General features: G+C 60.5%; 19 protein-coding genes and 2 pseudogenes. 9 read left to right on the forward strand and 12 right to left on the reverse strand.

Annotated features, from left to right (window positions below; translation table 11 throughout):
- The 7 genes from ispC to rpsB all read right to left on the reverse strand — a co-directional run bounded on the left by ispC (window position 1) and on the right by rpsB (window position 5,998).
- The gene (gene ispC / locus ACZZZP_RS17740; protein ID WP_463383617.1) at window positions 1–1,191 is read right to left on the reverse strand and encodes a 1-deoxy-D-xylulose-5-phosphate reductoisomerase; all 1,191 of its coding nucleotides are present in this window, start codon (window positions 1,189–1,191) and stop codon (window positions 1–3) included.
- Window positions 1,188–2,003: a phosphatidate cytidylyltransferase gene (locus ACZZZP_RS17745; RefSeq protein ID WP_463383618.1), complete on the reverse strand. Its 816-nt coding sequence runs from the start codon at window positions 2,001–2,003 to the stop codon at window positions 1,188–1,190. The genes ispC and ACZZZP_RS17745 overlap by 4 nt, the downstream gene beginning before the upstream one ends.
- The gene (gene uppS, locus ACZZZP_RS17750; protein WP_122494751.1) at window positions 1,997–2,758 is read right to left on the reverse strand and encodes a polyprenyl diphosphate synthase; all 762 of its coding nucleotides are present in this window, start codon (window positions 2,756–2,758) and stop codon (window positions 1,997–1,999) included. The genes ACZZZP_RS17745 and uppS overlap by 7 nt, the downstream gene beginning before the upstream one ends.
- Before the next feature lie 14 nt (window positions 2,759–2,772).
- On the reverse strand, window positions 2,773–3,330 hold the full coding sequence (frr, locus tag ACZZZP_RS17755; protein WP_122494080.1) for a ribosome recycling factor: 558 nt from the start codon (window positions 3,328–3,330) through the stop codon (window positions 2,773–2,775).
- The gene (gene pyrH, locus ACZZZP_RS17760; RefSeq protein WP_122452598.1) at window positions 3,327–4,070 is read right to left on the reverse strand and encodes a UMP kinase; all 744 of its coding nucleotides are present in this window, start codon (window positions 4,068–4,070) and stop codon (window positions 3,327–3,329) included. Before pyrH ends, frr begins: the two co-directional genes overlap by 4 nt.
- A gap of 197 nt (window positions 4,071–4,267) precedes the next feature.
- Window positions 4,268–5,137: a translation elongation factor Ts gene (gene tsf, locus ACZZZP_RS17765; RefSeq protein WP_122452597.1), complete on the reverse strand. Its 870-nt coding sequence runs from the start codon at window positions 5,135–5,137 to the stop codon at window positions 4,268–4,270.
- 117 nt (window positions 5,138–5,254) lie between these two features.
- Window positions 5,255–5,998 (reverse strand): 30S ribosomal protein S2, encoded by a 744-nt coding sequence (rpsB, locus tag ACZZZP_RS17770; protein WP_122494081.1) that lies wholly within the window; start codon window positions 5,996–5,998, stop codon window positions 5,255–5,257.
- A gap of 361 nt (window positions 5,999–6,359) precedes the next feature.
- On the opposite strand from rpsB, the gene map reads away from it, so the two are divergent.
- From map to ACZZZP_RS17805, 7 genes and pseudogenes are all read left to right on the forward strand, one after another.
- A complete protein-coding gene (gene map / locus ACZZZP_RS17775; protein ID WP_122494082.1) occupies window positions 6,360–7,142 on the forward strand; it encodes a type I methionyl aminopeptidase in 783 nt (260 codons plus the stop codon).
- Between the two features lie 52 nt (window positions 7,143–7,194).
- Entirely contained in the window at window positions 7,195–9,897 is a 2,703-nt protein-coding gene (locus tag ACZZZP_RS17780; RefSeq protein ID WP_122494083.1) for a [protein-PII] uridylyltransferase, read from the forward strand.
- Between the two features lie 19 nt (window positions 9,898–9,916).
- The gene (gene dapC, locus ACZZZP_RS17785; RefSeq protein ID WP_463383619.1) at window positions 9,917–11,122 is read left to right on the forward strand and encodes a succinyldiaminopimelate transaminase; all 1,206 of its coding nucleotides are present in this window, start codon (window positions 9,917–9,919) and stop codon (window positions 11,120–11,122) included.
- On the forward strand, window positions 11,119–11,466 hold the full coding sequence (locus ACZZZP_RS17790; RefSeq protein ID WP_122494085.1) for an ArsC family reductase: 348 nt from the start codon (window positions 11,119–11,121) through the stop codon (window positions 11,464–11,466). The genes dapC and ACZZZP_RS17790 overlap by 4 nt, the downstream gene beginning before the upstream one ends.
- A gap of 112 nt (window positions 11,467–11,578) precedes the next feature.
- A pseudogene (dapD, locus tag ACZZZP_RS17795) lies at window positions 11,579–12,614 on the forward strand (2,3,4,5-tetrahydropyridine-2,6-dicarboxylate N-succinyltransferase).
- Window positions 12,615–12,768: 154 nt separating this feature from the next.
- Complete coding sequence (locus tag ACZZZP_RS17800) at window positions 12,769–13,974, forward strand: aminotransferase class V-fold PLP-dependent enzyme (protein WP_463383621.1); 1,206 nt, start codon at window positions 12,769–12,771, stop codon at window positions 13,972–13,974.
- Window positions 13,971–14,387, forward strand: a complete 417-nt coding sequence (locus tag ACZZZP_RS17805) for a SufE family protein (protein WP_463383622.1) — start codon at window positions 13,971–13,973, stop codon at window positions 14,385–14,387. The genes ACZZZP_RS17800 and ACZZZP_RS17805 overlap by 4 nt, the downstream gene beginning before the upstream one ends.
- On the opposite strand, the gene ACZZZP_RS17810 is transcribed toward ACZZZP_RS17805, so the two are convergent.
- On the reverse strand, window positions 14,371–15,540 hold the full coding sequence (locus ACZZZP_RS17810) for an alpha/beta hydrolase (RefSeq protein ID WP_463383623.1): 1,170 nt from the start codon (window positions 15,538–15,540) through the stop codon (window positions 14,371–14,373). The genes ACZZZP_RS17805 and ACZZZP_RS17810 overlap by 17 nt on opposite strands.
- A gap of 175 nt (window positions 15,541–15,715) precedes the next feature.
- A complete protein-coding gene (gene tcdA / locus ACZZZP_RS17815) occupies window positions 15,716–16,540 on the reverse strand; it encodes a tRNA cyclic N6-threonylcarbamoyladenosine(37) synthase TcdA (RefSeq protein ID WP_463383624.1) in 825 nt (274 codons plus the stop codon).
- Between the two features lie 380 nt (window positions 16,541–16,920).
- On the opposite strand from tcdA, the pseudogene ACZZZP_RS17820 reads away from it, so the two are divergent.
- Both ACZZZP_RS17820 and ACZZZP_RS17825 read left to right on the forward strand, forming a co-directional pair.
- Window positions 16,921–19,513 (forward strand): annotated as a pseudogene (locus ACZZZP_RS17820) (glycosyltransferase).
- A 190-nt stretch (window positions 19,514–19,703) separates the two neighbouring features.
- On the forward strand, window positions 19,704–21,395 hold the full coding sequence (locus ACZZZP_RS17825) for a filamentous hemagglutinin N-terminal domain-containing protein (protein WP_463383625.1): 1,692 nt from the start codon (window positions 19,704–19,706) through the stop codon (window positions 21,393–21,395).
- Window positions 21,396–21,415: 20 nt separating this feature from the next.
- On the opposite strand, the gene ACZZZP_RS17830 is transcribed toward ACZZZP_RS17825, so the two are convergent.
- The 3 genes from ACZZZP_RS17830 to der form a co-directional block, all read right to left on the reverse strand.
- Window positions 21,416–22,222 carry an amidohydrolase gene (locus tag ACZZZP_RS17830; protein WP_122494093.1) on the reverse strand — a complete coding sequence of 269 codons (807 nt, stop codon included), beginning with the start codon at window positions 22,220–22,222 and terminating at the stop codon, window positions 21,416–21,418.
- Window positions 22,210–23,358 carry a pyridoxal phosphate-dependent aminotransferase gene (locus ACZZZP_RS17835; RefSeq protein WP_463383626.1) on the reverse strand — a complete coding sequence of 383 codons (1,149 nt, stop codon included), beginning with the start codon at window positions 23,356–23,358 and terminating at the stop codon, window positions 22,210–22,212. The genes ACZZZP_RS17830 and ACZZZP_RS17835 overlap by 13 nt, the downstream gene beginning before the upstream one ends.
- 307 nt (window positions 23,359–23,665) lie before the next feature.
- Complete coding sequence (der, locus tag ACZZZP_RS17840; RefSeq protein WP_122494095.1) at window positions 23,666–25,138, reverse strand: ribosome biogenesis GTPase Der; 1,473 nt, start codon at window positions 25,136–25,138, stop codon at window positions 23,666–23,668.
- Window positions 25,139–25,146: the final 8 nt, after the last annotated feature.

A 25,146-nucleotide genomic window follows, 5' to 3' on the forward strand; every position in this document is an offset into this window, starting at 1 on the left:
TTAGCGCCCGTGGTGACTCAACCAATGCTCAGCCTGAACGCGTGCACCGGCGTCAGCCGCCAGCACGGCGTCGAGACTGTCGACCGGCACCGCCGGCTGAGCATTCAAGACCGCGTCAATCATACTCGCGATCTCTGGGAAACAAATGCGCCGCTCAAGGAACGCCGCCACCGCCACTTCGTTTGCCGCATTCAATACAGCGGGTGCCGTTCCGCCGGCTTCGGCAGCCTGCCGCGCCAGGCGCAAACAAGGGAAGCGCTGCTCGTCGGGCGGCAAAAAATCCAGACGGGCGATGGCAAAGAGGTCTAAGGGCAGCACGCCGGAGTCAATGCGCTCAGGCCAGGCCAAGGCGTGACTGATGGGTGTGCGCATATCAGGGTTGCCCAACTGCGCCAACACCGAGCCGTCGACATAATCGACCAGCGAGTGGATAACGCTTTGCGGGTGGATCACCACCTCGACCTTCGAGGGCGGTGCGTCGAACAGCCAGCACGCTTCAATCAGCTCGAGGCCTTTGTTCATCATGCTGGCGGAGTCGACTGAAATTTTGCGGCCCATGGACCAGTTCGGGTGAGCGCAGGCTTGCTCAGGGGTCACGTGCTGAAGATCGCCGAGCGGCGTCTGACGGAACGGACCACCCGAAGCGGTCAATAGAATTCGGCGCACGCCTACGTTATTGAGACCGCGCGCGTAATCAGTGGGCAGGCATTGGAAGATCGCGTTGTGCTCGCTGTCGATCGGCAGCAACACGGCGCCGCTTTTGCGCACCGCTTGCATAAACAGCGCACCGGACATGACCAGCGCTTCTTTATTGGCGAGCAATACTTTCTTGCCCGCTTCGACTGCCGCCAGCGTCGGCTTCAAACCCGCCGCGCCGACGATAGCCGCCATGACTGCGTCAACCTCGGGGTGCGCCGCCACTTCACAAAGGCCGCCCTCCCCTTCCAGCACCTGAGTGGCCAGACCTGCAGCCTGCAGCGCTGAGCGCAGGCCGTTGGCGGCAACTGCATCGGCGACCACGGCGTAGCGCGGGCGATGGAGCAGGCACAACGCTTCAAGCTCAGCCAGACGGGAAAAACCGCTCAGGGCAAACACTTGATAACGCTGCGGGTGACGCGCGATGACGTCGAGCGTGCTCAGGCCGATGGAGCCGGTGGCTCCCAGCACGGTGATCTGTTGCGGTTGAGTCACAGCGAACCCCAGCCAGCGCCCCAGAGCAATACGGCAAACATCGGGATGGCGGCGGTCAGGCTGTCGATACGGTCAAGCACACCGCCATGACCGGGCAGCAAATTGCTGCTGTCTTTCAGGCCGGCTTGGCGCTTGAACATGCTTTCGGTGAGATCGCCCACTACGGAAACCATCACCACCAGCGCCACGCCCGCCAATCCCAGAGCGAACTCACCAGCGCTCCAACCGCGGTAAACGCCCACGCCGATAGCGATCAGCAGACAGGTCAGCAAGCCGCCGAATACGCCTTCCCAGCTTTTGCCGGGACTGACTTTGGGCGCTAGCTTGCGTTTGCCAAAGGCGCGACCGGAAAAGTAAGCGCCAATGTCAGCGCCCCACACCAGCACCATCACCGCAAAGATCAACCAGTTGGCCAGCGGCCATTGCTTGATCAGCACCAGGCCTTGCCAGGCCGGCAGCAGAATCAACAAGCCAATCACCAGCTTGATGGGCGTAGAGGTCCAGTAGCGGCTGCTTTCCGGGAAGTTGATAACCAGAAACGTCGCAGCCACCCACCAGACAACGCCCAGCAACAGCAACAGCGGCGCCAGAGCAGGAACGTGATAAAGCCCGAGCAGCAACACCGCCACAACGGCCGCATAACCCACACGGGCGGCCTGCGCATTGAAGCCAGCCAGACGCGCCCATTCCCAGGCACCGAGCGTTACCACCGCACCGATGAACAACGCGAACGCCGCGCCACTCAGCAGGAAAAACCCACCCAGGGCGATGGGCGCCAAAATCAGGGCGGTGATGATGCGTTGCTTCAACATTGTGCGCGAGCCTCAGCTGCCACCTGCTCGCTGGTCTTACCAAAGCGACGCTGGCGGGTAGCGTAATCGGCCAGCGCTTTGCGCATGGCGTCGTGTTTGAAGTCCGGCCAGAACAGGTCGGAGAAGTACAACTCGGAGTAGGCAAGTTGCCAGAGCAAGAAGTTGCTGATGCGGTGCTCGCCCCCGGTGCGAATGCAAAGGTCGGGCAGCGGCTGGTCACCGGTTGCCAACAGACCCTGGAGCAAACGCGGGGTGATGTCTTCGGGACGAAGATGGCCAGCCTGTACCTGATGCGCCAATTGCTGAGCGGCCTGAGCGATGTCCCACTGGCCGCCATAGTTGGCCGCCACTTGCAAAACAAATCGATCATTACCGGCAGTCAACGCCTCTGCTTCGCGCATCGCGCTTTGCAGTTCAGGATGGAAGCGCGAGCGGTCGCCGATGATGCGCAAGCTGATGCCGTTGGCATTCAGCCGTCTGGCCTCGCGGCGCAAGGCCGATAGAAACAACTCCATCAAAGCGCCCACTTCATCTGCCGGCCGATCCCAGTTCTCACTGGAAAAGGCAAACAGGGTGAGCACTTCAACGCCTTCCTCGGCGCACACTTCAATGACTGCACGCACCGCATCAACGCCGGCCTTGTGCCCGGCAACACCAGGCAGCAGGCGCTTCTTGGCCCAGCGGTTATTGCCATCCATGATGATTGCCACATGTCGTGGCACGCCCGGCGAGCCGGCCTTTACGGTCTTTTCCATGACGAAACCGGCCGTCAAACGGCCATCAAATCCGCTTCTTTCTGCTTAACGGCTACTTCGATCTCGGCGACGAACTTGTCCGTCAGCTTTTGAATGTCGTCAGCCGCGCGGCGCTCTTCGTCTTCGCTGATTTCTTTCTCTTTCACCAAATCTTTCAGTTGGCTCAGCGCATCACGACGGATGTTACGCACGGCTACGCGGCCATCTTCAGCGGCGTCACGGGCTTGCTTGGTGAAACCGCGACGGGTTTCTTCGGTCAGCGCCGGCATGGTTACCAGCAACAGCTCGCCCAAGTTGGTTGGATTCAAGCCCAGGCCCGAGCTCTGGATGGCCTTGTCGACAGCCGAGAGCATGTTGCGCTCGAAGGCGACGATTTGCAGGGTACGGGAGTCTTTAACGGTCACGTTGGCGACCTGGTTCAGCGGAGTGTCGGCGCCGTAATAAGGCACCATCACGCCGCCGAGCACGCTTGGGTGCGCCTGGCCGGTGCGGATGCGACTGAAAGCGTGGACAAGCGATTCCAGGCTTTTCTGCATGCGTTCTTGGGCATCTTTCTTGATTTCGTTGATCATTGCTCGCCTTCCTCGATCAGGGTTCCTTCCGCGCCACCCACTACCACGTTAAGCAGTGCGCCGGGCTTGTTCATATTGAAGACCCGAAGCGGCATCTTGTGATCGCGGCACAGACAGATGGCCGTCAGGTCCATCACGCCGAGCTTGCGATCAAGCACTTCGTCGTAGGTCAACTTGTCGAACTTTTCTGCGTTCGGGTCTTTGAATGGATCGGCCGTATAAACGCCGTCCACCTTGGTCGCTTTCAACACCACGTCGGCATCGATTTCGATGGCGCGCAGGCACGCTGCGGAGTCGGTGGTGAAGAACGGGTTACCGGTGCCCGCAGCGAAAATCACTACGTCGCCGGAATTCAAATGACGGATGCCTTTGCGGCGGTCGTAATGGTCGGTCACGCCAACCATGGAAATCGCCGACATCACGATAGCGGGGATATTCGAGCGTTCCAGCGCATCGCGCATCGCCAGGGCGTTCATCACCGTGGCCAGCATACCCATGTGGTCGCCGGTGACGCGGTCCATGCCGGCAGCGCTCAATGCCGCGCCGCGGAACAGGTTACCGCCACCAATCACCAGGCCTACCTGAACACCGATACCGACCAGTTGGCCGATTTCAAGGGCCATACGGTCGAGCACCTTGGGGTCGATACCGAAATCTTCGGATCCCATCAAGGCTTCGCCGCTAAGTTTGAGCAGAATGCGTTTGTAGCGAGGTTGGCGACCACTCACCTGCTGAGCCATGCGTGTCTCTCCTGCGGCGTTTGAATTCTGAACAGGCTATATGCCCGCATTGATCGAGCGCTTGGACAGCGCCCATGGCAATTGGTGCAGCACAGTGCACCAATACCGCTTACACATGCAATTGTCGGCCCCACTTCGACAAAGAGGCTGCGCGCGTGAGCGGGCAGCCTCTTCGGGGCGACAGGTTGAAACCCGTCTTACTGCTTGCTGGCAGCCAGTTGAGCCGCTACTTCGTCAGCGAAGTTCGATTCAACTTTCTCGATGCCTTCGCCTACGCCGTAACGTACGAAGGAAACGATTTCAGCGCCGGCTTTCTTGGCCAGAGCACCAACGGTGACTTCTGGATCCTTAACGAAAGCCTGTTCTACCAAGCTGGCTTCAGCCAGGAACTTGGAGATACGGCCGGCAACCATCTTCTCAACGATCTCGGCTGGCTTGCCTTTGATCTTGTCTTCGTTGAGGGACATGAAAACGCCCTTCTCACGCTCGATGGCTTCAGCGGAAACTTCCGATGGCAGCAGGAACTCAGGGTTGCTGGCAGCAACGTGCATAGCGATGTCGCGAGCCAGTTCAGGAGTACCGCCTTTCAGCGAAACGATCACGCCGATTTTGTTGCCGTGAACGTAAGCACCCAGCACGTCGCCTTCAACAGCGGTGAGACGGCGAATGTTGACGTTCTCACCAACCTTGGCCACCAGCTCAACGCGGGCAGTTTCGCGAGCAGCGATCAGCGGCTCAACGGTGGTCAGGTTTTCGGCCAGGGCCTGGTCGATGCTGTCAGCAACGAATTTTTTGAAGTCGTCTTGCAGAGCCAGGAAGTCGGTCTGCGAGTTCACTTCCATGATCACGGCGCGCTTGTTGTCAGCCGCAACTTTAACCGCGATGGCGCCTTCGGCGGCCACGTTACCGGCTTTCTTGGCAGCCTTAATGGCGCCCGAAGCACGCATATCGTCGATGGCTTTCTCGATGTCGCCGCCAGCCTTGGTCAAGGCCTTTTTGCAATCCATCATGCCTTCGCCAGTACGCTCACGCAGTTCTTTAACCAGCGCTGCAGTAATCTCTGCCATTTCGAAATCCTCTTGGATAAGTCCCACCCGGCGAGCCGGATGATGATCAATTCTAAGGTGGCAAAAAGGGGCCTAGCCCCCCTTTTTGCTAACCGAGAGACGCTAGACGCGGTCTACTCAGCCTTCAGCTTGTTCAGCAGCGGCCGGGGCTTCGACGAATTCGTCGGTGCCGCCGTTGGCGTTGCTGCGGCCACGTACTACTGCGTCGGCCATTGCACCCATGTACAGCTGGATGGCGCGGATGGCGTCATCGTTACCTGGGATGATGAAATCAACACCTTCCGGGCTGCTGTTGGTATCGACTACGCCGATAACCGGGATACCGAGCTTGTTAGCTTCGGTGATAGCGATGCGCTCGTGATCAACGTCGATTACGAACAGGGCATCAGGCAGGCCGCCCATGTCCTTGATACCACCCAGGCTGCGGTCCAGTTTTTCCAGATCGCGAGTGCGCATCAGCGCTTCTTTCTTGGTCAGCTTGGTGAAAGTGCCGTCTTGCGACTGAACTTCCAGATCACGCAGACGCTTGATCGACTGACGGATGGTTTTGTAGTTGGTCAGCATGCCGCCCAACCAGCGGTGATCGACGTACGGCGAACCGCAACGTGCTGCTTCTTCAGCAACGATCTTGCCAGCGGAACGCTTGGTGCCGACGAACAGAATTTTGTTTTTGCCCGAAGCCAGTTTCTCAACGAACGACAGCGCGTCGTTGAACATTGGCAGGGTTTTTTCGAGGTTGATGATGTGGATCTTGTTGCGCGCGCCGAAAATGTACTTGCCCATTTTCGGGTTCCAGTAACGGGTCTGGTGGCCGAAGTGCACACCGGCCTTCAGCATATCGCGCATATTGACTTGGGACATGATAGTTCCTTGATAAGTCGGGTTAGGCCTCCACGTATCCCAATGACCAACCTTCAGCAATTAACTGCGAGCAATTAACTGAAAGGCACCCAGGCCATCGTGTCGATACGTGTGTGGGGTTTAGGCTTTCGGACTGCTGCCCTGAAAGCGGCGCACTTTATAGCACAGGAGGCGCTGGAACGGAACCCGAAAAGTTGCTCGAAACGCCGCAACCGCTTCAGCCCCAGCGCCCTATTACTATAAGGAAAGCCGGCAATGCCCGTAGGGCTCACCCCTAAAGTGGCTAGATCGCCCTTTCCCAATGCTAGAATCGCGGTTTCCGTATTTTTGCCAGGCGCCAACGGGCGCTGAGAGAGTGTGTATGACCGTCACTATCAAGACGCCCGAAGAAATTGAAAAAATGCGCATCGCCGGCCGTCTGGCCAGTGAAGTGCTGGAAATGATCGGCGAATACGTCAAGCCCGGTGTCACCACCGACGAGCTCGACCGCATCTGCCACGACTACATTGTCAACGTTCAACAGGCCATTCCCGCCCCGCTGAACTACAAGGGCTACCCGAAATCCATCTGCACCTCGATCAACCACGTGGTCTGCCACGGCATCCCGAACGAGAAGCCGCTCAAAGATGGCGACGTACTGAACATCGACATCACCGTGATCAAAGATGGCTACCACGGTGACACCAGCAAAATGTTCCACGTGGGCAATGTCCCAGAATGGGCGGTGCGCCTGTCCAAGATCACCCAGGAATGCATGTACAAAGGCATCGAGTTGGTTAAGCCCGGCGCGCGCCTGGGCGATATCGGCGAGGTCATTCAGAAGCACGCCGAGAAAAACGGTTTCTCCGTGGTGCGCGAATACTGCGGTCACGGCATCGGCAAGGTGTTCCACGAAGAGCCGCAAGTGCTGCACTACGGCCGCGCGGGCACTGGCATGGAATTGAAAGAAGGCATGACCTTCACCATCGAACCGATGATCAACCAGGGCCGTGCCGAAACCCGCCTGCTGGGCGACGGCTGGACCGCGATCACCAAAGACCGCAAGCTCTCGGCGCAGTGGGAACACACCATTTTGGTGACGCCCACCGGCTACGAAATCTTCACCCTGCGCTCGGACGACACCATTGCCCGCACGTCGGCCTGAAGTCTCGCTGCTCTGACGCCCGCACCCTATAGATAGAAAGGAAAGCTGCTGAATGCCGCAGGTGGATCCCGAGTTGTTCGACCGCGGCCAGTTCCAGGCGGAACTGGCGCTGAAAGCCAGCCCCATCGCGGCATTCAAAAAAGCCATCCGCCGCGCCCATGAGGTGCTGGACGCGCGCTTTAAAGAAGGCCGTGACGTCCGCCGCCTGGTTGAAGACCGCGCGTGGTGCATCGACCAGATCTTGCGCGAGGCCTGGGCGCAGTTCGATTGGAGCGAAGACGCCGATATCGCGCTGCTGGCCGTTGGCGGCTACGGCCGTGGCGAGCTGCACCCGTATTCCGACATCGACCTGCTGCTGTTGCTCGACAGCGCGGACCACGAAATTTTCCGCGACTCCATTGAGCGCTTTCTCACGCTGCTCTGGGACATCGGCCTGGAAGTAGGCCAAAGCGTGCGTTCGGTAGACGAATGCGCCTCCGAAGCGCAGGCAGACCTCACGGTCGTCACCAACCTGATGGAAAGCCGCACCATTGCCGGGCCGGAGCGCTTGCGTCAGCGCATGATCGAGGTCACCAGCACCAGCAAAATGTGGCCCAGCAAAGATTTCTTCCTGGCCAAGCGCGCCGAGCAAACCGCCCGGCACGCCAAGTACAACGACACCGAGTACAACCTGGAGCCAAACGTCAAAGGCTCGCCCGGTGGCCTTCGCGATATTCAGACCATTCTGTGGGTAGCCCGTCGCCACTTCGGCACGCTCAACCTGCACGCCATGGTCGGCCAGGGCTTTTTGCTGGAAAGCGAATATTCCCTGCTCGCTTCGTCCCAGGAGTTTCTCTGGAAGGTGCGCTACGCCTTGCACATGCTCGCCGGCCGCGCCGAAGACCGCCTGCTGTTCGACCACCAGCGTTCAATTGCCACGCTGCTGGGCTTTGAAGACAGCAACGGCAAACTGGCTATCGAACACTTTATGCAGAACTACTACCGAGTGGTGATGAGCATCTCCGAGCTCAGCGAGTTGGTGGTGCAGCATTTCGAAGAGGTAATTCTGCGCAGCGAAGAGGGTCGCCAGGTACTGCCGATCAACAGCCGCTTCCAGCTGCGCGACGGCTACATCGAAGTCACGTCGTCCAACGTCTTCAAGCGCACCCCGTTCGCAATTCTCGAAGTGTTTGTGCTGATGGCGCAGAACCCGGAAATCAAAGGCGTGCGTGCCGACACGGTGCGTCTGCTGCGTGAACACCGGCACCTGATTGACGACGAGTTCCGCAAAGACATCCGCAACACCAGCCTGTTTATCGAACTGTTCAAGTGCGAGATCGGCATTCATCGCAACCTGCGACGGATGAACCGCTACGGCATTCTCGGCCGTTACTTGCCGGAGTTCGGCGACATCGTTGGGCAAATGCAGCACGACCTGTTCCACATCTACACCGTCGATGCGCACACGCTGAATTTGATCAAGCACCTGCGCAAGCTGCAGTACACGCCCATTTCCGAGAAATTTCCGCTCGCCAGTAAGCTTATGGGCACGCTGCCTAAGCCCGAGCTTATTTACCTGGCCGGCTTGTACCACGACATCGGCAAAGGTCGCGGCGGCGACCATTCGGAGCTTGGCGCGGTAGACGCGCAGGCCTTCTGCGAACGGCATCAGTTGCCCGCCTGGGACAGCCGCCTGATCGTCTGGCTGGTACAAAACCATCTGGTGATGTCGACCACGGCCCAGCGCAAAGACTTGTCCGACCCGCAGGTGATCCACGACTTCGCCCAACTGGTGGGTGATCAGGTGCACCTCGACTACCTGTACGTGCTGACTGTCGCTGACATCAACGCCACCAACCCGACGCTATGGAATTCGTGGCGCGCCAGTCTGCTGCGCCAGCTCTTCAGCGAAACCAAGCGCGCCTTGCGCCGGGGCCTGGAGCATCCGGTCGACCGCGAAGAACAGATTCGCCAGACCCAGAACGCCGCGCTCGACATTCTGGTGCGCAGCGGCACCGACCCCGACGACGCCGAACAGCTGTGGTCGCAATTGGGCGATGACTATTTCCTGCGCCACACCGCAGGCGACGTGGCCTGGCACACCGACGCCATCCTGCAACACAGCTCCGCGCACGACCCGTTGGTGCTGATCAAGGAAACGACCCAGCGAGAATTCGAAGGCGGCACGCAAATCTTCATTTATGCGCCTGATCAGCACGACTTTTTCGCCGTAACCGTGGCGGCCATGGATCAGCTGAACCTGAATATCCATGACGCCCGCGTGATTACTTCGACCAGCCAGTTCACCCTCGACACCTACGTGGTGCTAGATGCCGATGGCGGCTCGATTGGCGACAACCCGGTGCGCATCAAGGAAATTCGCGAAGGGCTGGTCAGCGCCCTGAGCCATCCGGATGACTACCCGACCATCATCCAGCGTCGCGTGCCGCGTCAGCTCAAGCACTTCGCCTTCGCGCCGCAGGTGATCATTTCCAACGACGCCGGCCGCCCGGTCACCGTGTTGGAGCTGACGTCACCGGACCGCCCTGGCTTGCTGGCCCGCATTGGCAAGATATTCCTCGACTTCGACCTGTCGTTGCAGAACGCCAAGATCGCCACCCTGGGCGAGCGCGTGGAAGACGTGTTTTTTGTCACCGATGCGCGCAACCAGCCGCTTTCCGATCCCGACCTGTGTGCCCGTTTGCAGGACGCGATCATCGAACAGCTCTCCGATGCCGACGGCAATCGGGTCGAGCTTTCCCGAATCAGTATTTGAATAGAACGACACGCCGCACATGAATGACGCCCTGAACAACCTGCAGCCCTACCCGTTTGAAAAGCTCCGCGCCCTGCTGGCCAGTGCTCAGCCGCTGGCCAATAAACGCGCGATTGCCTTGTCGATTGGCGAGCCCAAACACCGCTCGCCTGATTTCGTCGCCAAGGCGTTGAGCGACAACCTCGACCAGTTGGCGGTGTACCCAACGACGCTGGGCATCCCCGCGCTGCGCGAAGCGATTGCGCAATGGTGCGAGCGGCGTTTCAACGTACCGGCCGGCTGGCTCGACGCGGCCCGCCACGTGCTGCCGGTCAACGGCACGCGCGAAGCGTTGTTTGCCTTCACGCAAACCGTGGTGCAGCGCAGCGACGACGGCCTAGTAGTCAGCCCCAACCCGTTCTACCAAATCTACGAAGGCGCGGCCCTGCTGGCCGGTGCGAAGCCGCACTACCTGCCGTGCCTGGAAGAGAACGGCTTCAACCCGGACTTCGACGCGGTATCGGCCGACGTCTGGCAGCGCTGCCAGATTCTGTTCCTGTGCTCGCCCGGCAACCCGACCGGCGCGCTGATTCCACAGGAAACGCTGCAAAAGCTGATCAACCTGGCCGACCAGTACGATTTCGTGATCGCCGCCGACGAGTGCTACAGCGAGTTGTACTTCGACGAAGCCAATCCGCCCGCCGGGTTGCTCAGCGCCTGCGCCGCCATGGGCCGTAGCGATTTCGCCCGCTGCGTGGTGTTCCACAGTTTGTCCAAGCGCTCGAACCTGCCGGGCTTGCGCTCCGGGTTCGTCGCCGGCGATGCCGCAATCCTGAAATCATTCCTGCTGTACCGTACCTACCACGGCTGCGCCATGCCGGTACAAACCCAGCTGGCCAGCGTCGCCGCCTGGAACGACGAAGCCCATGTGCGCGCCAACCGCGACCTGTACCGGGAAAAATACGACGCCGTGCTGGACATACTGCAGCCGGTGATGGATGTGCAGCGCCCAGACGGCGGCTTTTATCTGTGGGCGAAAACGCCGATGGACGACGCCGACTTCACCCGTGAATTGTTCGCTCAGGAACACGTGACGGTGGTACCTGGCTCGTATCTTTCTCGCGAGGTCGACGGCTTCAACCCCGGCGCCGGCCGCGTGCGCATGGCCTTGGTTGCCCCGCTGGCCGAATGCGTGGAAGCCGCCACGCGGATTCGCGCCTTCCTTCAGAACAAGGCAAACGCATGAGCATCACCCTCTACGGCATCAAAGCTTGTGACACGATGAAAAAAGCCCGCACCTGGCTGGACGAGCACAAGGTCGAGTACGCCTTTCACGACTACAAAGCCGTGGGCATCGACCGTGAGCATTTGCAGCAATGGTGCAGCGAACATGGTTGGGAAAAGGTGCTTAACCGCGCCGGCACCACATTTCGCAAATTGAGCGACGCTGACAAAAGCGACCTCGACCAAACCAAGGCGATTGAACTGATGGTGGCGCAGCCTTCCATGATCAAACGTCCGGTGCTCGACCTGGGCAGCAAAACCCTGCTCGGTTTCCAGCCCGATAGCTATTCGGCCGCTTTCAAGTAGGGCACTTGCACCGCGAATAACCCGTGGCCTGGCCATGACCAGGCACGCGCAATAACACCGTGACAGCCGCCGCCAACCGGCGCGTCGACCTAATTCAGCAAGAGGAAACACCATGTCCAATTCCCTGTTCAGCCTGGCCTTCGGCGTCGGCACTCAAAACCGCGAAGGCAACTGGTTGGAAGTGTTCTACGCCCTGCCGCTGCTCAGCCCGTCCGAAGAACTGGTCGCCAAAGTCAGCGCCAAGCTCGGCTACAGCGGCGGCAACCAAGCTGTCGCGTTCACCAGTAATCAGGCTGGTGAACTGGCCGACCTGTTGAAAAATGTCGATGCCGCGCAAGCCGCCCTGCTCACCCGCCTGGCCGAAAGCCAGCGGCCGCTGGTGGCCACCCTGCTGGCCGAAGACGCTGCGTTGACGTCCACGCCCGAGGCCTACCTGAAGCTGCACCTGCTCTCCCACCGTTTGGTCAAGCCGCATGGCCTGAGCCTGGCGGGCATTTTCCCGCTGCTGCCGAACGTGGCGTGGACCAGCCAAGGTGCGGTCGATCTGGAGTGAACTGGCCGAGCGCCAACTGGAAGCGCGCCTCAAAGGCGAACTGCTGGAAGTGTTCTCGGTGGATAAATTCCCGAAAATGACCGACTACGTCGTGCCTGCTGGCGTGCGTCTGGCGGACAGCTCGCGTATCCGCCTCGGCGCGTATGTGGGCGAAGGCACCACGGTAATGCACGAAGGCTTTATCAACTTCAACGCCGGCACCGCAGGCCCAGGCATGATCGAAGGCCGCGTGTCGGCTGGCGTGTTCGTGGGCAAAGGGTCGGACCTTGGCGGCGGCTGCTCGACCATGGGCACGCTGTCTGGCGGCGGCAACATCGTGATCAGCGTGGGCGAAGGCTGCCTGATCGGCGCGAACGCCGGCATCGGCATTCCGTTGGGCGATCGCAACACCGTGGAGTCGGGCCTGTACATCACGGCCGGCACCAAAGTCGCGCTGCTCGACGATCAGAACCAACTGGTAAAAGTGCTCAAGGCTCGCGATCTGGCTGGCCAGCCAGACTTGCTGTTCCGTCGCAACTCGCAGACCGGCGCCGTCGAAGCCAAATCGCACAAAACCGCGATCGAACTCAACGAAGCCCTGCACGCGCACAACTGATAGGTTCACCCCAACCTACAATCTGAACACCGTCGTCCTCGCGCACGCGGGGACCCAGGGTCGCGGAACAACGCGCGATGCTGGATTTACGAATCGTCGGGCCGGTGCCTACGCGTGAATGACGGTGTCCATATCCCGGCGCAGCGATAACACCATGCCGAACTCATCCCCCTGGCGCTCTGACTTCCCCGCCCTCGCTGCCCTCGCAGCCGAAGGCCAGACCTACCTCGACAGCGCCGCCACTTCACAAAAACCGCAAGCCGTGATCGATGCGCTGCTCGGCTACTACAGCGCGGGCGCGGCCAACGTGCACCGTGCCCAGCATTTGCCGGGCGAACGAGCCACGCGCGCGTTTGAAGCAACCCGGGGCACAGCGGCGCGTTGGTTGAATGCCGCCAGCAGTGAGGAAATCGTGTTTACCCGCGGCGCCACCGAAGCGCTGAACCTGCTGGCTTATGGGCTCGAAGAGCACTTCCACTCTGGCGATGAAATAGTCATCAGCGCCCTGGAGCACCACGCCAACTTGCTGCCTTGGCAACAACTGGCGCAGCGTCGCGACCTGGCGTTGATTGTGTTGCCGATCACCGCTGAAGGGCGCATTGATCTGGGGGCTGCCCAGCAATTGATCGGCCCGCGTACGCGCTTGTTGGCGGTGAGCCAACTGTCCAACGTACTCGGCACCTGGCAACCGGTGAATGAGTTGCTGGCGCTGGCAAAAGCCCATGGCGCCATCACCGTGATTGATGGCGCCCAAGGCGTGGTTCACGGTCGCCACGACGTGCAGCAACTGGACTGCGACTTCTACGTGTGCTCAAGCCACAAGCTCTACGGCCCGGACGGCGTGGGCGTGCTCTATGGCCGCGCCGCCGCCTTGGAACGCGTGCTGCCGTGGCAGTTCGGCGGCGAAATGCTGCTGCAAACCGACTACTACACCGCCAAGTTCCGCCCGGCCCCGCTCGGGTTCGAAGCCGGCACGCCAGCGGTGTCCTCTGTGATTGCCCTGGGCGCGACGCTGGACTACCTCGCCAGCCTCGACGCGCATGCGGTGCTCGCCCACGAAACGGCCCTGCATCAAGAGTTGGTGGCCGGCCTCAAAGCTCGCGCTGGCGTACGCCTGTTAGGCGAGCCGGACATCGCACTGGCCAGCTTTGTGGTGGAAGACGTGCACAGCGCCGACCTGGCACATTTGCTCACCGAACAAGGCATCGCCGTGCGCGCCGGGCACCATTGTGCGATGCCGTTGCTGCGCGGCCTGGGGTTGCCGGGCGCGATTCGCGCATCGTTAGCCCTGTACAACGACAGCAGCGATTTGCAGCGCTTTTTCGCCGCGCTGGACCAGGCCCTGGAGATTTTGCAATGAACCTGCCGAGCGCTGCCCACGCCGCCCTGGCGGCGTTCAGCCAACCCATGAGCTGGGAACAACGGGCGCGCCTTCTTATGAGCTGGGGCGAACAGCTGGCGCCATTGACTGACGAGGAGCGCACCGAGGGCACTCGGGTCAGCGGCTGCGAGAGTCAGGTGTGGTTGGTGGGCGCGCAGCAGGGCGAGGGTTGGCAATTTCGCGCGAGCAGCGATGCCCGCCTGATTCGTGGGCTGCTGGCGTTGTTACTGGTGCGGGTTAACGGCTTGCCAGCGGAGCACTTGAAACAGCTCGACCTGGCCGACTGGTTTACCCAGCTCGGCCTGGCCCGCCACCTCTCGCCCTCGCGTAGCAACGGCTTGCAGGCCGTGCTCACGCGCATGGCAGAACTGACCGCTAACGCGCCTCGATAGACGCGGCCGGGCCGATGGCCTTGGCCGCCTCTGTACCCAGCCACGTTTTGGCTTCGGCCGAATGACGCAGCGTGGCGTCGAGAAATGCCGTACTCACCGCCTGTACGTTGGCGACTTGATGGGCATCAAACCAGTTCTGACTGTCTTGCCCGTGGCCCATGGTGTCGGGTCGCGGACGACGCTTCGGCGTTTCGCCACCGTCGGCACCGGGCGGACCGCTGGTACCATCGCGACCACCGGCGCCGGCGCCCAGGTCAGGGTCACGGGGTGGGCGTTTTTGCTCGGCATCGTCTGGCCCGGGCAACTCGTCCAACGAACCGCTGAACAAGGGATGCTGGGCATTTTTCGCGATCAACTGATAGCTGCCAGGATTGGGATTGCCTCGCCAAATGGCCTGGCGCCGCTCTGGAGATTCCACCCAACTGAACGGGTCCTCATCGTGGGGGCCGGTCACGCTCAGCAGCGGTACATCGACGCGCGCGGCGGCAACGCCGGGGCCGACGTAGGGGCTTAGCAGCAGCACCGCTTTGGGCTGCCAATCGGGGAGCATGCTGTCGCCTGCCAATGCCGCAGCGCTTTGCGCGCCCAGGTCGTAGCCGGCGACGGCCAGCGTGTTCCAGTCGACACCCGCCACCTGCGCGTCACCACCCTGGCCGCGTATGCGTAATTGATTGAGTACCTGCGCAACAGCGTTGAGGCGGGCTTTCAAGGCGGCATCGGCATAGGCGCGCTGAGCGATACCGCGAAACGTGCCGGCCTGCGCCTCACTGCTGGAATAAATGCCGCGACCGACCTGCGGCGCCTGAATCGACACCACGGCATAACCCGCCTCCGCCCACGCCTTACGCCATTGCAGCCCCGCGCCCGCGCCTTCACCGAGGCCGGGCAAGAACACCACTAACGGCGCTGGCGCAGCGCCCTGCGCCGGCGCTAGCCAGGTGACATCAACGGCCTGCTCGGCCACGGTGAACTGCGCCTCCCAGCCCTGGACCGGGCCGTGAATTGGCGCCTGATAAGACTTGTCCGCAAAGGCGGCAATCGCTTCGTGAGGGTTACGCAAATCGTTGGGCTTACTGGCGCAGGCGCCCAGCAGCACAGTGGACAACAGCAATGCGACAGGCAGGCGACGCGCCTTGAACGAGCGATAGGACATGAAGAAATCCGCAAGAAAACCGGCGAACCGGAGGCGCTTGCAGTGTGCCTGATGCGCTGTGAAAAGCACGTCACAACTCGGTAAGTTTCTGGGTACACAAGCACGAACAACCTGTGGGAGCGGCTTCAGCCGCGATTGGCCCCCACAGGAAACGCGCCAAACCGCCAGCAACACCTCAACTCAAAGCATCGCCGTCACCCGGCATCCGCTCCGAAGGCCGACGGACCCCGGCCACCAACTTATCCACCGCCTTGGCCGCCGCCACCATGCCAAAGGTGGCGGTCACCATCATCACCGCGCCAAAACCGCCGGCGCAGTCGAGCTTCACGCCGTCGCCGACAAACTTTTTCTCCAGGCAAATGCTGCCGTCGGGTTTCGGGTAGCGCAGCTGCTCGCGCGAATACACGCAAGGCACGCTGTAATGACGGCCCTGCGTGCGGGAAAAACCATAATCGCGACGCAGCGCCGAACGCACGCTGGAGGCCAGCGGGTCGTTGACGGTTTTGTTCAGATCGCCAACCTGAATCAACAACGGGTCAATCTGCCCGCCCGCGCCTCCGGTGGTGATGATTTGAATCTTGCGGCGCTTGCACCAGGCAATGAGCGCGGCCTTGGCGTTGACGCTGTCGATGCAGTCGATCACGCAGTCCAGTTGCACGGTGATGTATTGGGCCATGGTCTCGCGCGTGACGAAGTCGCTGACTGCGTGCACCACGCAAGCGGGGTTGATGGCGCGAATGCGCTCAGCCATAACCTCGACCTTGGACTGGCCAATCGCGCCCTGAAGCGCATGGATTTGCCGGTTGGTGTTGCTGACGCAGACGTCGTCCAGGTCGAACAGCGAAATTTCGCCAACGCCACTGCGCGCTAGCGCTTCGGCCGTCCATGAGCCAACGCCACCGATGCCGACCACGGCCACATGAGCGGCGGCCAGGCGTGCCAAACCGTCGCGACCATATAAGCGGGCGATGCCGCCAAAGCGTTGTTCATCTGTACTCATCACAGCACCTCTATAACGGCATGCGCTCAGCGCGAGCAGCCGGCAAATCGGCGCGCATTATAGGGAGCGCGCTCGCCAGGCCCAAGTACCGACGGTGAAACGCCTGCTTCAGCACGTGCCCTCGCGCACGTTTGAGTATGGCCTGGCGCGTGCGCAGCGATGCCTGCTTATGCTTAACTGCCACCGGTACTGCACACCGATGGATCCCGCGCGGTCTGGCTGATGGCGAACTAATGCCAGACGGCGCTGACCAAGGTTTGCGGGCGATAAAACCGGGTAAATGAGCTGAGCTATACAGCCATTTATCGCCGGAGTAGGATGCGCGCCGACCGGCGCTCGCCGGCACCTCTCCGTTCCACCCTTTGGAACCTGAAACGTCTATGTCATCGCGTAAATTTGGACTCAACCTGGTGGTATTCGTGGCAATCGCCGCGCTCTTCACCGGTATCTGGGCACTGTATAACCGTCCGGTCAGTGCGCCGGATTGGCCTGAACAAATCTCCGGTTTTTCCTTCTCGCCGTTCCGGCTCGACCAGAACCCGCAGAAAGATCAATACCCCACCGACGAGCAAATGCGTGAAGACCTCAGTCTTCTCAGCAAGCACACCGACAACGTGCGCACCTATTCGGTGGACGGCACCTTGGGCGACATTCCCAAGCTCGCCGAAGAGTTCGGTTTGCGCGTCACCTTGGGCATCTGGATCAGCCCGGACGAGGAGCGCAACGAGCGCGAAATCGCCCGTGGTATTGAAATCGCCAACTCCTCACGCAGCGTCGTTCGCGTGGTGGTGGGTAACGAGGCGCTGTTCCGCCGCGAAGTAACGCCCAAGCAATTGATGAGCTTCATCGACCGCGTTCGCGCGCAGGTGAAAGTGCCCGTGACGACCTCGGAGCAGTGGCACATCTGGGAAAAATATCCCCAGTTGGCAAACCACACCGACCTGGTAGCTGCGCACATCCTGCCGTACTGGGAATTCATTCCCATGGAAGACTCCACGCAGTTCGTGCTCGACCGCGCGCGCGACTTGAAACGTATCTTCCCGAAAAAACCACTGCTGCTTTCGGAAGTCGGCTGGCCGAGCAACGGCCGTATGCGCGGCGGTGCCGACGCCACCCAGGCGGACCAGGCCATTTACCTGCGCACCTTGGTCAACACGCTGAACGCCAAGGGCTACAACTACTTCGTGATCGAAGCCTTCGACCAACCGTGGAAGGCCAGCGACGAGGGTTCCGTAGGCGCGTACTGGGGCGTGTTCAACGCCGCGCGCCAACAGAAGTTCGCCTTCGAAGGCCCGGTTGTCGCCATTCCGCAGTGGCGCGTATTGGCCATCGGCTCGGTGGTCCTGGCGATGCTGGCCCTGGCCTTGCTGCTGATTGACGGCAGCGCCCTGCGCCAACGCGGTCGCACCTTCCTAACCTTCGTGGCATTCGCCGGCGGTTCGGTATTGGTGTGGATCGGCTACGACTACAGCCAGCAATACAGCACCTGGTTCAGCCTCACGGTCGGCCTGTTGCTGGGCGTCGGTGCCATCGGCGTGTTTATCGTGCTGCTTACCGAAGCGCACGAACTGGCCGAGGCGGTGTGGGTGCACAAGCGCCGCCGTCCGTTTATTCCCGTGAGCGGCGACAGCACCTACCGGCCGAAAGTGTCGATTCACGTGCCGTGCTACAACGAGCCGCCGGAGATGGTGAAACAAACCCTCGACGCCCTCGCTGCCCTGGATTACCCCGACTTTGAAGTGTTGATCATCGACAACAACACCAAAGATCCGGCCGTATGGGAACCAGTGCAGGCCTACTGCGAAGAGCTCGGCCCGCGCTTCCGTTTCTTCCACGTGGCGCCGCTGCATGGCTTCAAAGGTGGCGCGCTGAACTACATCCTGCCGCACACCGCGCCGGATGCAGAAGTGGTGGCGGTAATCGACTCGGACTACTGCGTCGACCCGAACTGGCTCAAGCACATGGTGCCGCACTTCGCCGATCCGAAAATCGCCGTGGTGCAATCGCCGCAGGACTACCGCGACCAGGACGGCAGCGCCTTCAAAAAGCTCTGCTACGCCGAGTACAAAGGCTTCTTCCACATCGGCATGGTGACCCGCAACGACCGCGACGCGATCATTCAGCACGGCACCATGACCATGATTCGTCGCACCGTAATGGACGAACTGAAGTGGGCCGACTGGACCATTTGCGAAGACGCCGAGCTGGGCCTGCGCGTATTCGAAAAAGGTTATTCCGCTGCGTATGCGTACGACAGCTTCGGCAAGGGCCTGATGCCCGATACCTTTATCGACTACAAAAAGCAGCGCTTCCGTTGGGCCTATGGCGCCATTCAGATTATGAAAGGCCACGCTCGCCAGCTGTTCCGCGGTAAAGAAACCGAGCTCAAACGCGGTCAGCGTTACCACTTCGTAGCCGGCTGGCTGCCTTGGGTTGCCGACGGTTTGAACATCTTCTTCACCGCAGGCGCCCTGTTGTGGTCGGCGGCGATGATCATCGTGCCGCAGCGGGTCGACCCGCCGTTGCTGATTTTCGCTATTCCGCCACTGGCGCTGTTCTTCTTCAAATTCGGCAAGATCGTGTTCCTCTATCAGCGCGCGGTTGGCGTTAACTTGAAGGATGCGTTCTGGCGCGGCGCTGGCTGGCTTGGCGTTGTCGCACACCATCGCCAAGGCGGTGCTGTACGGCTTCTTCACCACCAGCATCCCGTTCTTCCGCACGCCGAAAATGCGCTCCAGCCACGGCTTTATGGTGGCCATGGCCGAAGCGCGTGAGGAAGTCTTCATCATGCTGCTGCTGTGGGGCGCTGCGGTGGGCATCGGCATCGTTCAGGGCTTCCCAAGCAACGACGTGAAGTTCTGGGTAGCGATGTTGCTGGTGCAGTCCTTGCCGTACCTCGCGGCGCTGATCATGGCGTTGCTGTCGTCACTGCCCAAGCCACCGGAAACACCGGAAGTGGCATTGGCAGAATGATGAAGGTGTTGAGAAAAGGGCAGCCCATGGGCTGCCCTTTTTCTTGGTGGTGAAGATCCAAGTACAGTTTTCTTACACCAAAACCTGGCGCAAGAAAGAGACTACCTACGGCTCGCAGCGAGCCGTGCTGCATTAGCAAAATCCAGGGGGGCTAGCCTGTGTCTCTATTAATCAAATAGGGAACAGCGTTTTGAAATCCTCACTCAACGAAAAGCACCACTCATCATCGCGGTTACTTCCACGCCGCGCCCTTCCGCTTTATTCGGTACTCGCACTAGCAGCCTGTTTTTCAAGCCTGGCCCCGGCCGAAATCGTGATTACCAGCCGCGCAGCTCTCCCTGTCTCCACGCCAGGAGTGCCAGTCATAAACATTGTCGCGCCGAACAGCCACGGCATTTCCCACAATCGATTCGAGCATTTTGACGTTAAGAAACCCGGCGTCGTTTTCAACAACAGCACGGAGCAAGGGCAAAGTCAGCTGGCCGGAACACTGCCCGCCAACCCAAACCTGAGCACGAACGCCACCTTGATTCTCGGCGAAGTAACGGGCCTGCTGCCCAGCAACATGGAAGGCATTCTTGAAGTATTCGGCCCTCGCGCCGACCTCATTATTGCCAACCCCAATGGCCTTACGCTCAACGGCGTAACGACCCTGAACGTCAGAGGCTTCGTGGCCACTACGGCAGTCCCGAACGGCGCCGATGGACTTAAGCTGAGCGTCGCCGCCAATGGCAACAGGGTGGTGATAAACGCGGGCGGCGTCGATACGAGCGGCCTCAGCTATTTCGACGTGATCGCCCGCGCCATTGTTTTGAGTGGAAGCATCGGCGCACCGAACGCCACTGCAGACGTTCAGCTCATCGCCGGCTCCAACCAATACAATGTGCTCAACCGCAGCATCAGCAAAGGTGCGAAAGCGGACCAAGGCCGGCCAGAGATCGCGATTGATGGCTCCGCCGCCGGCGCCATGTACGGTGGTCACATCTCACTGATCAGCACCGAAGAAGGCCCTGGCGTGCGCCACGCCGGACCGATCCATGCGAACGGCGACATCGTCATACGATCCAGTGGCGACATCGAGATCGTAAAGGCAACCGGCAACGTCCAGCCGCCTCAATCCTTCGCCGAACGGCCTGGCCTGTTTGCCGGCGGCAACATTCAACTTGCATCAGAAGAAAGCATTTACCTGCACAACCCCGTATCGGCCGCCGGTGACGTGTCGATGAACGCCGATCTTTATCTCGTCAATGCGACCCACATAACTGCCGCAGGACAAATAGGCGCAACCGCCTACACATTCCAGCTCGACAGCGGCGCGCGCCTCGCCTCGCTCGGTGATATTCGTATCGACGCCAAGAGCAGCCTGCGCAGCGAAGCCGATTCGACCCTCGCCTCGTCAGGCAATATCGAGTTAAACGCTGGAACGAGCGTGACAACTGCGGCGCAGATCGTCTCTGGCGGAACGACATCAGTCACTGCCAAGGGCAATTTGACCAACACCGGCATGATTTTCAGCACAGGTGCCCTGACCATGAGCAGTGGTCAGTCGTTTATAAACGAGCACGTGGCAATCCTGACGACGTGGGAAGACCTTACGCTCACCTCCGCCGGCGACTTTTACAACCGCACTGAATCGATGATCAGCAGCGGCGGCAAGCTTGTTATCGATGCCGGCAACGGGGCGACGAACGACCAGGACTCAACTATCGATGGCCTACAAGTCAGCATCACCGCCGACATCGTTCACAACCGCCGTGACTCAATCATCCATGGGCTTGAGTCACTGAACATCAAAGGTCGGCTTTCAGAGTTGAACACTGAAGGCGGGATGCTGATGGAGAACAATGAAATCCTGCCCCAGGCCGGCCTGCTTCGCTTCTAACGCCGCTGCTAGTCGACGGGTTAAAGCGTGAAGGCGTCAGCATCCAGATGCGCCGGGAAGCGCGTGCGATAAGCGGCCAGGTCAGCCGCTTTGAGCACAACACTGAACACGCCGTCGCCGGCGTTCGCCTCCAGCAGTGGCTCGCCCTGAAAGTCGAGCACTTGGCTGTCGCCGCTGTAGGGATGGCCTTTACCGTCGTTGCCGATACGGTTCACGGCGGCGACGAAGCAAAGGTTTTCAATCGCACGCGCCGGTAGCAGCCGATTCCAATGGAGACGGCGCGCAGCCGGCCAGTTCGCGGTGTAGAGCAGCAGGTCGGTGTTATGGGGGTCGCGACTCCACACGGGAAAACGCAAGTCGTAGCAAATCAGCGGTCGAATCCGCCAGCCGTGCAGCTCCATCTGCACCTGGCGCTCGCCCGGGCTGTAGTGCTTGTGCTCGCCGGCCATACGGAACAGATGGCGCTTGTCGTAATGCAAAATCTCGCCATCCGGGCGCGCCCATAACAGGCGATTGCGGTGGCTGCCGTCGGCGGCCTGAATGATCACGCTGCCGGTGATCACCGCATCCAGGCGTTTGGCCTGCTGGCGAAGCCAGGCGTACGTGGTGCCCTCCTCCGGCTCGGCCAAGGTAGCGGAGTCCATGGAAAAACCGGTGGTGAACATTTCCGGTAACACCACCAAATGCGCGCCGCGGGCTTGCTCAAGCAACGCCTCGAAATGGGCAAAGTTAGCCGCTGGGTCGTGCCAGGCCAGCGTGGTTTGCACCAGGGCCAGCTTGAGGTCAGGGAGACTGGTGATGTCGCGTCCGCTGGTTAAATCCGACATAGCTGCTCCGCGGCTTGAATAAGGGTTTCTTCACGTTTGGCAAAGCAGAACCGCACTAACCGTAAGCCCTGCGGCGGTTCTTGGTAGAACACTGAAATTGGAATGACCGCAACGCGGTGCTCGCGGGTGAGCCATTCAGCCATGGCGACGTCATCCAGGTCGTCGCGAATGGCCGAGTAGTCAGCCAGTTGGAAGAAGGTTCCGGCCGTGCGGGTGAAACGAAATTTAGAGGATTGCAGGCGATCGCAGAATAAATCGCGCTTGGCTTGGTAGAACGCCGGCAGCTCGTTCACGTGCTGCGGGTTGGCCGCCATAAAATCGGCCAACCCCCACTGCAACGGGGTGACGCCACAGAAGCTGACGTACTGATGCACTTTGCGCAGCTCAGCGCTTAATGCTGGCGGGGCCACCACATAGCCGGTTTTCCAGCCGGTGACGTGGTAGCTCTTGCCGAAGGAGCTGACCACAAACGCGCGCTCGTACAACTCGTCATGGGCGAGCACGCTGTCATGAGTGCGGCCATCGAACACCAGGTGTTCGTACACCTCGTCACTGATCAGGTAGATGTCGCGGTTGCGAATCAGCTCAGCCAGTTGATCCAGATCGGCCCGAGTAAGCAGCGCGCCGCTCGGGTTGTGCGGGCTGTTGAGGATGATCAAACGGGTGCGCAGCGTTATGGCGTCAGCCAGACGCTGCCAGTCAATGCCGAAGTCAGGTTGGCTGAGCGGGATATGGACGCAGCGCCCACCGGCCAGATCAACCGACGGCTCATAGCTGTCGTAGCTCGGGTCAAAAACAATCACCTCATCGCCCGGGCGAATCAGCGTCTGAATCGCACAAAAAATCGCCTGGGTCGCGCCAGGAGTAATCGTGATTTCGCTGTCGGCACTGACGTTACGGCTGTAGCAAGCGGCGATCTTTGCCGCCACCTGCTCACGCAAAGCGGGCAGGCCCGTCATCGGCGCGTACTGGTTATGCCCACTGTGAACATGGCGGGCAACTGCATCCAGAAGTGCCTGCGGACCATCAAAGTCCGGGAAGCCCTGGGACAGATTCAGCGCACCGACCTCGTTAGCCAACTGAGACATGCGAGTAAAAATGGTGGTGCCGATGTTGGGCAACTTGCTGGTGATCATCACGTCTTCCTGGTGTGAGCATTGATGGCTCTGTTGCGGCCATGACGGGCGAGGATAACGGATCGGTCGGACACGAAAAAAGGGCACCCGAGGGTGCCCTTTCGTCTATCGCTATAACCGTTTTTGCGGCCACTGCTTGAGCTCGCCGTTTGCAGGGATCGCGGCGGAAGCCGCTCCTATAGAAACCTCAACGGCGGGCCTTTTGTAGGAGCGGCTTCAGCCGCGATGCTTTTGATCTACCGACTTGCGCAGCGCCACAAGTCCAGCGCTAGCAATGCCGACGCGCAGCCGATCGAAGCCGAACCCATCACTTCTTGTCGCGGCGCTTTTTATCGGCCTTCTTGTGGTGCGACATAAGGCGGCGTTTCTTGTTTACCTGGCGATCCGTCAGGGTGTTTTTCTTACCCTCGTACGGGTTCTCGCCGCCTTTGAATTCGATGCGAATCGGCGTGCCGACCAGCTTCAAAACGCGGCGGTAGGTATTTTCCAGGTACCGAACGTATGACTTCGGCACCGCTTCCACTTGGTTACCGTGAATCACGATCAGCGGCGGGTTGGCGCCGCCCAAGTGGGCGTAGCGCAATTTAATTCGACGGCTGCCAACCATGGGTGGAGCGTGCTCGCTTACGGCATCTTCGAGAATCTGCGTCAGACGGCTGGTGGGCCAGCGCGTAACAGCGGATTTGAAGGCGTTCTGCACCGACTGGTAGAGGTTGCCCACGCCCGTGCCGTGCAGCGCGGAAATGAAGTGGATGTCGGCGAAGTCGACGAAGAACAGACGACGCTGCAACTCGGTTTTAACGTAGTCGCGCTCGCTCGGCTCCATGCCGTCCCACTTGTTCAGTGCGATCACCAGAGCACGGCCCGATTCCAAGGCGAAACCCAGCAAGTTCAGGTCGTGATCGACCACGCCTTCGCGGGCATCCATTACAAAGATCACGACGTTGGCGTCTTTGATCGCTTGCAGGGTTTTAACGACGGAGAACTTCTCCACCTCTTCGTGGATCTTGCCGCGTTTGCGCACACCGGCCGTGTCGATCAGGGTGTACTTCTCTTCGTTACGCTCGAAGGGAATGTAGATGCTGTCGCGGGTGGTGCCGGGCTGGTCGTAGACGATGACCCGGTCTTCGCCGAGCATGCGGTTCACCAGCGTCGACTTGCCGACGTTAGGTCGGCCGATGATGGCGATCTTGATGCCGTCTTTTTCGCTCGGGCCCGGAATGCGCTTGGCTTCCTGACCTTCGGCAACCACTTCCTCTTCGCCTTCTTCCGGCTCTTCGGCGTCATCTTTTGGAAAGCTGCCCAAGGCAATTTCCATCATCTGCGCAATACCGCGGCCATGGGCGCCGGCGATTGGAATCGCATCGCCCATGCCCAGCGGGGCGAACTCGGCGCGCGCCAGGTCGGGGTCGATGTTGTCGACTTTGTTGGCGACCACGTAGGAGGTCTTGTTGCGCTTGCGCAGGTGCTCGCCAATCATCTGGTCGGCGGCGGTGAAGCCTGCGCGCGAGTCCACGAGGAACAGCACCACGTCAGCTTCTTCAATGGCCAGCAGCGACTGCTCGGCCATTTTTTCGTCCATGCCGTGCTCGTCACCGGAGATACCGCCGGTGTCGATCAGGATGTAGGTTCGCCCTTGCCATTTGGCTTCACCGTACTGGCGATCACGGGTCAGACCAGCCAGGTCGCCGACGATGGCGTCGCGACTTCTGGTCAGGCGGTTAAATAAGGTGGACTTGCCGACGTTAGGACGGCCCACCAGGGCGATTACGGGAACCATGCGGCCCC

The sequence above is a fragment of the Pseudomonas sp. AC211 genome, from assembly GCF_979258055.1.